Below are 11,907 nucleotides of genomic sequence, written 5' to 3'. Positions count from 1 at the left end.
GTTGACCCCATTTCTACTCAAAAGTTGAGTAGAAATGGGGTCATTTAATTATTACTGGTAAACTATTCCGCAGACATTGGTAAATCTTCCCGCAAAGAGTGGTAAAAAGAACCGCACTACTGGTAAAGAACGTCCGCAATACTCAATACAGAAGTTAATAAGTGGTAAACAGGTTGGCAATGACTGGTACATTTCATGGCAAAGGGTGGTACAAAACTTGGCAACGCTGGTACATTTCGCTGGCGGTAGTCAATGTACTTCTTGTTTACCTCTCACATGCGCTCTGCGCATACCAAATACACCTTTCATGCGACCAAAAACGGTCTCTATGTCAATCTTACGTTGTGCATAGATTTCTTTTCCAGGTGTGCTCTCCAAATTCTCTTTAGCTTTGTGTTTGAAATACTCCCAATTATTATTGACCGCCGTCTGGCGCTGTCTACCTTTCGGTGTTTTCGCTAGTTTATTTAAACGGTCATCCATTTGCTCGGAATCAGCTTTATATATTTTAAACTGCCTTTGAAAACCATTTTTATCATTTCGAGTACTATAATGTGAAAAATTAAAATGAACACCATCTAAATCAGTATAGGAATCTTCAACCTCGTTATAGGACCAGTTCTGACGATGCTTTGGATTATTTTTGTGCTTTTTACTTTGTTCTTTATGATACATTCCATACGGAATCAATGGTACTTTCTCAAAATCATCGGTAATAGCCATATAATTTTCTTCACTACCATAACCAGCATCAGCAACAATATATTGGAACATATCAAGTGTTTGAATCGAGTCTAGAAACGGAATAAGTGTACGCGTATCTGTTGGGTTCGGAAAAATATCAAAGTCAATGACATATTGATTACTAGAAGCTACCTGAAGATTGTAACCAGGTTTCAATTCACGATTTTTCATTGGATCTTCTTTCATTCACATGAAGGTAGCGTCTGTATCTGTTTTAGAAAAACTATTTCTTCCATCAAATAGTTCATTCGCTTCTTCATATTTCTGTTTTCGTGGTAGGAAATCATTCTCCATTTATTTCGATGCTTTTTTAGCGTGCGACGACGTCGCTTGTGTTCAGAACCACCTTTAGGTATGGTTGTCTCATTTTTGATTTTTACTTCAACCTCATCAAGAGCTTCATCTAGACTATCAATGATCTTCTCGATTCCGATCGACATGGTTAATTCTTCTTCCGTTATAGCAATATCTACATTCGTTTGAATAAGTTCTTCATACAAACTAGACACTTTTTCAATTAGACCAGCTTCATAACGTTCAATCGCTTTTCGCCAAGTAAAACTATAGATGTTCGCATCTGCTTGAATTTTTGTACCATCAATAAATAAAGAATCCTTGTAGATTAAATCATTCTCACTTAAAAGTGTTGTGAATAGGACAAATGAATACTTAATCAGATTTGATGCATGTTCACTTGATCGAAAGTTATTAATAGTTTTATAGCAAATAGAGGTATCCCCAGTTAGCCATTTCATAGGAATTGATTCTTCGTTCATCTGTTCAATTTTTCGACCAGAAAATGTTGAGCGGCTATATGCAAATAAACACATTTTTAATAGCATTGCGGGGTGAAAAGCTGGACGTCCCGTATGTGACGTCTCATCTAAAAGAACTTCCGTAGGAATTGAATCGACAAATCGGCTAATCAATCGAGCTTCATGATCATTTGGAATCGTAAAATCTAATTGTAGTGTTAATGCAGTCTCCATTGTGGTATAATTTTGGTACATAACGAGCCCCTCCTTAGTTGTTGGTCGTACTTCAATTATAAGGTTCAGGGCTCGTTTTGTCTTTAAAAAAATACTAAAACCACCCATTTATTTTTCACAATAAATGGGTGGTTTTTTATACTGAGACTGAGTTTTTTCCCAGCTCCTCGTTATTTTATTTGATTTTTTTGGCTAGCTCAAGAGCTTTACTTGTATTTTTAAAATGCAATTTAGCTGTTTTATCTAAGACACTTTTACCATGTTTTTTAATGAGTTGAGCAGCAAGTACATCACTGGCTTTGCCTGCACCAGACGGCAATACTTTATTAAATGGTTTTCCGAGTGTTTCAAGGGATTCTAAGAAAGCAGCTCTGGCTATAATTGACGCACTTGCGACTGCTAAATGATGACTTTCTCCTTTTTTGACAAAGTAGACATCATCTTTAATTGGATGTTGTTCTTTTTGTAAGTACTTAAAGTAGTTATTTGCGGGCGTAAATTGATCAATTAATACACCACGCATCTCCTCTTTTTGCTCTGGATTCAATTTATTTAATAATTTTCCGATAGTGAAATTATGTAACGACACTTTAATACTCACTGCATTATACCCTTTTTCAATACCTTGATTATATTTTTCAGGCGTACAGACTGTTAGGTGATAGGGTACGGACATTTTTAGCTCTTCTGCAATTTTTACAATTTCCTTATCATTCAGGAGTTTTGAATCTTTTACGCCTAATAATTTAACCAAATCAAATTGACTTGGTGATAAATAAACACTACAGACAGTCAAAGAGCCAAAGTAGCTACCATTACCAACTTCATCACTCCCGATTATTGGCCAATTAGCAAAGCCTTCTGGAAGACCTGAAGCTGATGGACTTGTATTGCTTTTGGTTTTTGAGCTCGTTGAGGATGTTGCTGAATGATTATTTTGCCATTTAGCTAACTCAACGTGGCTATCATTTCCTTGAAAGAGTACTTTTCCACTTGTATAACCAGTAATCGTTGTCGATCCTACTTTGGCACGAAATTCACTGTAAGGAACTGGATCAACTAAATTATTCTTGTAATGTTCGTGCATTTTGTTAAAGGTTGCTTTATTTACTTTTATACTTTCTGAGGCCATTCACTTCATCCTTTTCGATTGTTCTGTGATATATTATAATGAACATTAGGCAAATTGTGAAATAGATTTGAGTAATGTAAGACTATTTAAGATAAAAATGAATTTATAACAAAAATTTGGTAAAATAAGATAAGCAGTTGAAAAGGATGAGTAATGATGGAACGGAATTTACGATTTAAAGCAAAAATTGCAGGAAAAGAATACACGATTGTGGGTCAAAAATCGGCTCTACATTTAAATTCAGTGGTTGATATTGTAAATAATCAACTACAACAATTAACTGAAATGACACCGGAGTTAAATAATGAAGATCGAAGTATCTTAATGTCGGTAAATGCTATATCGGATCAGCTTATGAAAGAACAACAAATTCTTGAGCTAGAGGAAGAGATTGAACAATTAAAGACACAAATAGAATCTAAGCAATCAACACGTCCGAATTATTCGAGAAGAGATCAAAGTAATTCGCATCAAGTACCATATGAGCGTGAGTGATTAGTCAGATAGGAGAGATGCTATGTTAACAATTATTATTCTTATTGCCTTACTTATTAGTTTCTATACAGGCTATCGTCGAGGTTTAGTATTACAACTGATTCGTTTAGTTGGGTATATTATTACCTTTGTACTTGCGACACGTTATTTTCAACCATTATCTGAGATTGTCGAAATGCTCATACCATTTCCCTCAGTTCAACCGGATACAGATTTAGCTTTCTATGATGAAGCAACGAGCTTTTTTATTGATGAAGCTTTCTATCGAGTGATAACTTTTATCCTCATCGGTTTAATTGGTTGGGTTATTACTAACTTTTTATCTTTATTATTCACTCGTGTCATGTATTATGATTTACTCAACCATTTAAATGCTATTGGTGGTGGCGTAGTGAACGTTTTAATTACCTATGTTATTGTCTTTTTCTTTTTATTCGTTCTATCACTGATTCCGATTGAATTTATACAACAACAGTTTGTTGATAATCCGATAGCTTATCAAATAGTGTCGAATACGCCATTTTTCTCAAACTTTGCTGCAGAAACTTGGTTCAATTTCAATCCATTTTCTTAAGAAATAGCGGTGTTCCTATGAATGGCATAGGGACACTTTTTTTGTTATAATATATAGTTGATAGTAAGAGATAGAAAGGAATGATGTTTTCTGTGAGTAATGAGAAGATTTTTGACACATTAGAATTCGACAAAGTACGTCAACGTATCAAACAATATACTCAAACAGAACTTGCTCAGAGTAAGATAGCTAATATGAAACCATCGAATAATTACGAAACGATTCAAAAGTGGCAAGATGAAACTGAGCAGTCACTGAATCTATTGTTGCAGGATCGTCTTATTCCGGTACCCCGGTTACGATCATTGGATCAACCTTTAAAGAGATTAGAATTAGGTGCCAGTCTCAATGGTAGAGAACTCGCAGAAGTTGGTAAGTTGTTAACGTCAACGAAGCAAGTCATTCAATTCTTTGAAATTTTAGCTGATGATGAGAAATATTTCCCGGCATTACAAGCCTGGGTAGATCGTTGTATTCATCTGCCAGAAGTTGAGAAGCTAATTCATAATGCCATTGATGAAGATGGAAGTGTCTTATCTTCGGCATCGAGTCAATTAGCATCTATAAGAAGAAATCAATCCAATACAGAACAACAAGTGCGAAATCAATTGAATCAAATTTTAAAGAGTCGTGCGAATCAATTAACGGATACTTTAATTACAATTCGTAACGGGCGCTATGTTGTTCCGGTGAAAGCAGAATATCGTAATCAAATGGGCGGAACAGTCCACGATCAGAGTAGCTCTGGGCAGACTTTATATATGGAACCACAAAGCGTGGTAAATTTAAATAACCGTTTAGCGGAATTAAAAGTTGCTGAGCGAAAAGAAATCGAACGGATTCTGGATGAAATATCACAGAGCTTAATGCCATATACAAATGAAATTCGAACAAATCAAGAGATGTTAGCTCAATTAGACTTTATTCAAGCTAGAGCAGGGTATAGCCGTGAAATTGACGCGACTAAGCCAATCTTATCAAAAGATTTAATCGTTGCCTTATGGCAAGCGAGACACCCGCTCATTGCATCCGAAGATATCGTTGCGAACGATATTTTACTTGGAGAAGAATATAAGGCTTTAATTATTACCGGACCGAATACGGGTGGTAAGACTATCTTGCTTAAGACGTTAGGCCTATTGCATTTGATGGGACAATCAGGCTTACATATTCCAGCTGAAGCTGGCAGTCAAATAGGTGTGTTTGATAATGTTTATGCCGATATCGGTGACGAGCAATCGATTGAACAAAGTTTAAGTACGTTCTCGAGTCATATGACAAACAATGTGAGAATTATTAACGATGCGACGCATGAATCTTTAGTTTTATTTGATGAGTTAGGTTCAGGGACGGATCCGCAAGAAGGTGCTGCATTAGCGATGGCGATTCTTGAACATTTTAGAAAAATGGGTACAACCATTATGGCAACGACTCACTATCCTGAATTGAAATTATATGCCAATGATGCTAAGGACACAATTAACGCGAGTATGGAATTTAATTCGGACACATTATCACCGACATATCGCTTATTAATAGGTGTCCCGGGTAGATCTAACGCACTCGAAATTTCTAAACGTTTGGGACTGCCAGATACGATTCTTCAAACTGCTCAAGAAGGTGTATCTAGAGATGATCAATCCATTAACGAGATGGTGGCTAATCTTGAATTTGAACGCCGTTCAGCTGAACAAGATCATATGAAAGCAGAGAAGTTCCTGGATGATGCAGAACAATTACATAAAGATTTACGACACGAATACAATCGCTGGTTAGAGCAAAAGAGTAAGATCGTTGAAAAGGCGAAGCGAGATGCTAATGAACTCGTGCGCGAGAAACAGGATGAAGCAGAAAAACTATTAAGTGAAATAAGAGAATTACAACTCGAACAAGGACAAAGTAATACGATTAAAGAACATGTACTTATTGATAAGCGATCATCCTTTGATGACTTGAAATTGCCAGAAGAACTTAAGAAGAATAAAGTGCTTAAACGTGCGAAAGAGAAGAAGAAACTTAAACCTGGTGATGACGTAGAAGTTCTTTCATATGGCCAAAGAGGCTCTATTGTTGAACAATCTGGAAAAGATGAATACGTTGTTCAAATGGGAATATTAAAGATGAAAATTGCCGAGAAAGATTTAGAACCACTTAAGAAAGTTGAAAAACCAACGAAAGTAAACGTCCAAAGAAATGTTGGATCAAAAGTAAAAACGACACTCGACTTACGTGGCCAACGTTATGATGCGGGCTTATCCAAATTAGAAGAGTATTTGGACTCTGCCTTATTATCAAATCATCCAATGGTAACAATTATTCATGGTAAAGGGACAGGTGCTTTAAGAAACGGTGTTCAAAAAGCACTTAAAGAGCATCCGCAAGTCGATCGCTTTGAATACTCACCACCCAATGCAGGTGGCGATGGGTCAACGATTGTTTATTTCAAATAATAAATTTAGTCATTACAATAAGTATTTGAGCAATTCGATAGTCTTCAATACTATGAGATGTTATAATAGTTTTATGAAAAGGGAGGAATGTAATCATGACACAAGCAATATCAGATGATCAATTTAATGCAAAAACAGACGAAGGGATTACCTTAACGGATTTTTGGGCACCTTGGTGTGGACCTTGCCGTATGCAATCACCTATCGTGGATGAATTAGCTGAAGAAATGGATGACGTTGAATTCTACAAAATGAACGTAGACGACGAACCTAAAACAGCTCAATCATTTGGAATTATGTCAATTCCAACACTTTTAATCAAAAAAGATGGCGAAGTTGTTGAGAAATTAGTAGGATATCACGACAAAGCACGTCTAACTGAGATTTTAAATCAGTACATATAAATAGATAGATTAGATTCTAGCACTCATCTTACTTTTAAGGTGAGTGCTTTTTTTGATTTTTGGGAAAAATTAGATATACTGATAGTATTTCTATAAGTCAAAAGGGACTTGAATTCCCTCTAGTTATATAAGGAAAACTAGACTATAATTGATGTGAGAGGTGTATGAAAAGATGTCAAAAAGAGTTTTAGTCGTAAATGATATTCCAGGAGCAGGTAAAGTGGCAGCAAATATAAACATTCCAATATTATCCGCAGGTGGATTGGAAGTATCCATTCTTCCAACAATGTTTGTATCAACCCAAACAGGGGAAAGTTATGCTAATATTATTCGTCATGAGATGAATGAAGATTTCAAACGAACGGTTGAAGTTTGGAAGGCAAATGACATCCATTTTGATGTCATGATGACTGGGTATTTTTCAACGACAGAGCAAGTTGAATTATTTACCCAGTATTATCGTGAGGAGAAACGGTTGAATCCAGAACTTATCTTGTTAATGGATCCGATTATGGCCGATCACGGGAAATATTATCCAGGATTTGACCACAAAATCGCAGAAAAATTCTCAGCATTAATGAAAGAAGCGGATATTGTTTTTCCAAATATTACAGAAGCTTGCTTTATTACGAATACACCTTATTCAGAATCGATGACGGTTGAAGAGTTAGACGTAGTGAGTCGCAAATTAATTGAGTCTGGTGCGAAATATGTAGCTATTACTGGCGTTCGTTTACCTGATAAAATGCCAGATCAAATAGGCTTTTATGTTAGAGGACACAATGATTACCAAAAGTTGCTGATGCATAGATATTATCCGCAACATTTCTTTGGTACTGGAGATATCGTCGTGAGTTCGACAACGGTTTGGTATAGTAGAGGGCTATCCATTGAAGAGTCTCTAGAGAAGACAGGAAATATTATCGAGCAATCATTAGACAATACGTTAGCCTTGAATCGTGATATCAAATGGGGAATTTATTTCGAGCCAACTTTAAAGGAATTCTTCCCTCAATAAAATATAGAAAGGAATTTTTTAATGAAAGATGTAACCGATACATTTAACAACAGGAAGTGGAAAGATTCTTTCCAAAACAGGATGTCCAAGAATAAATTAAGTGGAGGGAAAGTACGTTATTTATATATTGTACTAGCGATTTTAATAGCTCTTTACTACTATATTATGCTTCCGCCATTACATTATGCTTCACTTGATTTTTGGATTTTCTTATTCCTTATTGCAGCTGGTGTTTTAATTATTGAATTGTTAGCAGATAGTGTAAAAACATTTTCCAAACTTAAAAACGGCGAAACTGGCTTTAGTATGCCAAAATTCTCTCTGAAATATAAATTATTAGTGTACCCATGGCCAATCTTATTAGTTATTGGTGTGGTTACTTACTTAGTCTTATCACCTGTATTCTTTTCGGATGGGTATTCAAATATGATTACAGTGGATCAAGCTTCTTTCGAAGAAGATTTTCCTGAGACAAATATCAATCAAATTCCATTAGTTGACCGTGATACGGCTGAACGATTGGGGAATAGACAATTAGGTAATATATCAGAACTTGTTTCTCAATTTGAGGTGGCTGAAGATTACACCCAAATTACTATAGATTCAGCACCTTACCGTGTATCACCACTAGAATATGCTGGTTTCTTCCGTTGGTTAAATAATTTTCAAACAGGGATTCCTCATTATATCCAAGTTGATAATGTCACAGGGGACGTCCAATTACAAACTCCACCTGAACCTATTCGCTATAGTCATTCAGAAATTTTAAACCGAGATGTGATGCGTAAGTTACGATTTTCAAATCCATTTGTATTATTTGAAGCGCCAACGTTTGAAATTGATGATGAGGGAAATCCTTTTTATATCGCTTCAACATATACGCGTAATTTCTTTATAAGAGAGCCAGAAGTAAATGGTGTCATTGTGTTGAATGCGACGACTGGTGAAACAAATACGTATTCTTTAGAAGAAATACCAAGTTGGGTCGATCGAGTGTATGGTGCAGATTTAATTATGCATCAATTGACGATGCAAGGTCACTACCGTAACGGATTCTTTAACTCACTCTTTGCTCAAGAAGGAGTGACAGAACCAACAGCTGGATATACATATTTACCAATCGAAGATGATTTATATCTGTATACAGGTATTACATCCGTAGCGGCGGATGAGTCGAATATTGGTTTTGTGTTAGTAAACTTAAGAACAAAAGAAGCCCAAATGTATCCTCTAAGTGCAGCTGAAGAATTCTCAGCAATGCGTTCAGCGGAAGGTAGTGTTCAAGAAACAAGTTATACAGCGACATTCCCATTACTCATAAACATTAATGGGAATCCGATGTATATCCTCACGCTGAAAGATAATTCCGGCTTAATTAAAGAATATGCTTTAGTTGATGTTCAAAACTATCAAAGTGTTTATGTCGAATCAAGTGTGTCTCAATTAATGCAAGCTTACGCAGTTGATAATCCATTAGACATTGAAGAAATCGAAACTGAAGATGACTTGAATGAATTTACAGGAGAAGTGGATGCTGTTCAAGCGGTTGTTGTCGAAGGAAATACGGTTTATTACTTTACATTTGATGGAACAGTTTATAAAGCTGATATCTCATTAAATGATCACTTACCGTTTCTAGAAGCAGGAACAGAAGTTGACTTTACAGCTACAGAGTCTGGAGAAGTCAGAGAAATTGAATGGTAAACATTATTATAAATTAAACACAGGACCTACATATTTGAAAATATGTGGGTCTTTTTACTTAATTATGAAAAGGAATATAATTTGGAATATGAATATGAGTTCGATATACTTAAACCATTAAAGGAGGTTATTATGTTAACAGTAAGCAATTTAGTGAAAAGCTTTGGCGATTTACGAGCAGTCGATGGCGTATCATTTGAGATTGAGGATGGAATAATTCTAGGAATGATTGGCCAAAATGGATCTGGTAAAACGACAATCTTTCGAATGATTTTAGATTTTTTAACTCCAGAAGAAGACGGTAAGGTTAACTGGAACGGCGAAAAATTGGGCAATAATTTGTATGATAATATCGGTTATTTACCAGAAGAACGTGGATTATATGAAACAATGACCATCGAACAACAAATCACCTATTTCGCCCAATTGCGTGGAATGCAAAGAGATGATATTGATAATAAAATCGATGAATGGATGAAAAAGTTTGACGTTAAAGGGACACGAACAGATAAGATTAAAACTTTATCTAAAGGGAATCAGCAAAAGGTCCAGCTCATTGCGACGTTAATTCATGAGCCTAAATTAGTTATCTTAGATGAGCCCTTTAGTGGACTCGATCCGGTGAATGCTGAGTTATTAGAACAAGGCATTTTAGACTTGAAAGAAAAGGGTAGTGCAATCATCTTCTCAAGTCATAATATGAATAATGTCGAAGAGATTTGTGATAAATTAGTCATGATTCATCACGGAAAACAATTATTGTATGGTGAAATTAATGAAGTGAGAGAAAGCTTTGGAAGAACATTTATCTATATAGAAACACCTGATTGGACACTTGAAGAACTCAAAGAATTAGAAGGGGTCATCGATGTGAAGGAAACGAGAAAAAATCAATATACATTGAAACTCGAGGATGCATCTTATGGTGAACCTTTATTTAAAACAATTTCTAAAGGTGAATACTTACCGAAGTTTAGTCAACAGCCACCGACATTAGAGGAAATATTTAAGATGAAAGCAGGTGAAGCCATTCATGAATAGATTAGGAGTTATAATTAAAGAAGTCTATCGAAAAAATGTCCTATCTTGGTCATTTTTTTGGATGATTGTCTCACCAATTATAATGGTAGGTGTTGTTTTAGCTATTGGTTATTTCGTCGGCAGCAGTCAGTTAGATTCATCTGTGGGTAATATTGCGGTGATTGATGCGAATGCTGAAGTACAAGAGATTATTGAAGAAGTTAATACTGGAAATCAAATACAATATGATTTTGATCGTAGTCAAGCAGATGAAGCTTTACAGACCGATGACATAGACGGTTATTTAATATTTGGAGATGATGTTTCTAATCCAATGTATTACCGCAAAACTACAAGCAAAGATATTTCATTAGCACCTTTTGAAGAAGCCTTAAGTCAATATAATTTCGTCAATTCAGCGGAAGAAATGGGCTTGACCGGTGAACAATTAACTCAAATTCAAGATACAGCCGTATCGATTAATAGTATTAATGTGAGTAGGAATGAGGCCGGTGAAGTCGTTGAACAATCTGCTCAAGATCCTGTGATGTTTGTAAGGATTGGGATTGCTTATGCTGTTTCAATTATTGTATTCATATTTATTATGAATTATGTGAGTATTATTTCTCAAGAAATCGCGGTTGAAAAAGGGTCTAGAATTATGGAAATTATACTTTCCAGTGTATCACCTACCGCTCACTTCCTAGGGAAATTGATCGGGATATTATTAGTGATACTGACTCAAGTCGTTATTTATATTGGTTTGTATTTCTTAATTTCTTTTGTTTTACGTCAATTGAATCTACTGGATTCTTTTGAGGGATTAAATATTGGTGAACTGTTACAAGGTAGTAGTAATGTTGTTATCTTAGGTATCGTCTATGCCATCAGCGGTATATTAATTTATACTGTTCTTGCCGGATTCTTAGGTTCACTAGTATCTAAGACTGAAGATGTTAATAAGATGATTACACCGATTATATTCTTAGCTCTAGGTGGTTTCTATGTTGGGATGTTTGCACTGAATTCAACGAATAATTCCTTAGTTCGAATTACATCGCAAATCCCATTATTTACACCATTTATCATGCCGTTTAGAGTCGCTGCAGAGACTGTAAGTTCAACTGAAATCACTATTTCAATTGTGGTTTCCGTCTTATTTATGGCCTTTGTACTTTGGTTCTCACTTCTGTTCTATAAGAGCAATGTTCTAATCTATAGTGATAAAGGGATGGTGAATGCCTTCAAGCGTTCATTTGCCTTATGGAAAAGTGAAAGAGCAAGTAAATAGAATGTGTTTAAAGAAACAATCCAGTCACACGGGTTGTTTTTTTGTGAAATTTTAGGCACATTTTTTAGCATTATTTTGTAATCAGC

At 35.5% G+C, this 11,907-nt stretch carries 9 protein-coding genes and 1 pseudogene; 8 read left to right on the top strand and 2 right to left on the bottom strand.

Going from position 1 to position 11,907, the window contains the following annotated elements:
• Positions 1-255 precede the first annotated feature (255 nt).
• Positions 256-1,754: pseudogene (locus FEZ33_RS13045) on the bottom strand (IS1182 family transposase); the annotation flags it as partial.
• Positions 1,755-1,908: 154 nt separating this feature from the next.
• On the bottom strand, positions 1,909-2,865 hold the full coding sequence (rnhC, locus tag FEZ33_RS03285; RefSeq protein WP_138403968.1) for a ribonuclease HIII: 957 nt from the start codon (positions 2,863-2,865) through the stop codon (positions 1,909-1,911).
• Between the two features lie 156 nt (positions 2,866-3,021).
• On the opposite strand from rnhC, the gene zapA reads away from it, so the two are divergent.
• The 8 genes from zapA to FEZ33_RS03245 all read left to right on the top strand — a co-directional run bounded on the left by zapA (position 3,022) and on the right by FEZ33_RS03245 (position 11,821).
• The gene (zapA, locus tag FEZ33_RS03280) at positions 3,022-3,360 is read left to right on the top strand and encodes a cell division protein ZapA (protein ID WP_171031264.1); all 339 of its coding nucleotides are present in this window, start codon (positions 3,022-3,024) and stop codon (positions 3,358-3,360) included.
• A 22-nt stretch (positions 3,361-3,382) separates the two neighbouring features.
• On the top strand, positions 3,383-3,934 hold the full coding sequence (locus FEZ33_RS03275; protein WP_138403966.1) for a CvpA family protein: 552 nt from the start codon (positions 3,383-3,385) through the stop codon (positions 3,932-3,934).
• 83 nt (positions 3,935-4,017) lie between these two features.
• A complete protein-coding gene (locus FEZ33_RS03270) occupies positions 4,018-6,384 on the top strand; it encodes an endonuclease MutS2 (protein ID WP_138403974.1) in 2,367 nt (788 codons plus the stop codon).
• Between the two features lie 95 nt (positions 6,385-6,479).
• Positions 6,480-6,788 carry a thioredoxin gene (gene trxA / locus FEZ33_RS03265; RefSeq protein ID WP_138403965.1) on the top strand — a complete coding sequence of 103 codons (309 nt, stop codon included), beginning with the start codon at positions 6,480-6,482 and terminating at the stop codon, positions 6,786-6,788.
• Positions 6,789-6,960: 172 nt separating this feature from the next.
• A complete protein-coding gene (locus tag FEZ33_RS03260) occupies positions 6,961-7,806 on the top strand; it encodes a pyridoxamine kinase (protein ID WP_138403964.1) in 846 nt (281 codons plus the stop codon).
• A 21-nt stretch (positions 7,807-7,827) separates the two neighbouring features.
• The gene (locus tag FEZ33_RS03255) at positions 7,828-9,510 is read left to right on the top strand and encodes a hypothetical protein (RefSeq protein ID WP_212746661.1); all 1,683 of its coding nucleotides are present in this window, start codon (positions 7,828-7,830) and stop codon (positions 9,508-9,510) included.
• A 132-nt stretch (positions 9,511-9,642) separates the two neighbouring features.
• Positions 9,643-10,551, top strand: coding sequence for an ABC transporter ATP-binding protein (locus FEZ33_RS03250; RefSeq protein WP_138403963.1), 909 nt, complete (start codon positions 9,643-9,645; stop codon positions 10,549-10,551).
• Positions 10,544-11,821: an ABC transporter permease gene (locus tag FEZ33_RS03245; protein ID WP_138403962.1), complete on the top strand. Its 1,278-nt coding sequence runs from the start codon at positions 10,544-10,546 to the stop codon at positions 11,819-11,821. Before FEZ33_RS03250 ends, FEZ33_RS03245 begins: the two co-directional genes overlap by 8 nt.
• Positions 11,822-11,907: the final 86 nt, after the last annotated feature.

Source organism: Ruoffia tabacinasalis (assembly GCF_005864045.1).
In the GTDB taxonomy this organism is placed as follows: Bacteria; Bacillota; Bacilli; order Lactobacillales; family Aerococcaceae; genus Ruoffia; species Ruoffia tabacinasalis.
The sequence above is the reverse complement of the archived record's forward strand: the minus strand, read 5'-3'. Positions and strand labels throughout refer to the sequence as shown.

What these genes read in the sequence shown, in the direction of transcription:
- rnhC (WP_138403968.1), bottom strand. Translation starts at nt 2,865, where the DNA reads ATGGCCTCAGAAAGTATAAAAGTAAATAAAGCAACCTTTAACAAAATG.
- zapA (WP_171031264.1), top strand. Translation starts at nt 3,022, where the DNA reads ATGGAACGGAATTTACGATTTAAAGCAAAAATTGCAGGAAAAGAATAC.
- FEZ33_RS03275 (WP_138403966.1), top strand. Translation starts at nt 3,383, where the DNA reads ATGTTAACAATTATTATTCTTATTGCCTTACTTATTAGTTTCTATACA.
- FEZ33_RS03270 (WP_138403974.1), top strand. Translation starts at nt 4,018, where the DNA reads ATGTTTTCTGTGAGTAATGAGAAGATTTTTGACACATTAGAATTCGAC.
- trxA (WP_138403965.1), top strand. Translation starts at nt 6,480, where the DNA reads ATGACACAAGCAATATCAGATGATCAATTTAATGCAAAAACAGACGAA.
- FEZ33_RS03260 (WP_138403964.1), top strand. Translation starts at nt 6,961, where the DNA reads ATGTCAAAAAGAGTTTTAGTCGTAAATGATATTCCAGGAGCAGGTAAA.
- FEZ33_RS03255 (WP_212746661.1), top strand. Translation starts at nt 7,828, where the DNA reads ATGAAAGATGTAACCGATACATTTAACAACAGGAAGTGGAAAGATTCT.
- FEZ33_RS03250 (WP_138403963.1), top strand. Translation starts at nt 9,643, where the DNA reads ATGTTAACAGTAAGCAATTTAGTGAAAAGCTTTGGCGATTTACGAGCA.
- FEZ33_RS03245 (WP_138403962.1), top strand. Translation starts at nt 10,544, where the DNA reads ATGAATAGATTAGGAGTTATAATTAAAGAAGTCTATCGAAAAAATGTC.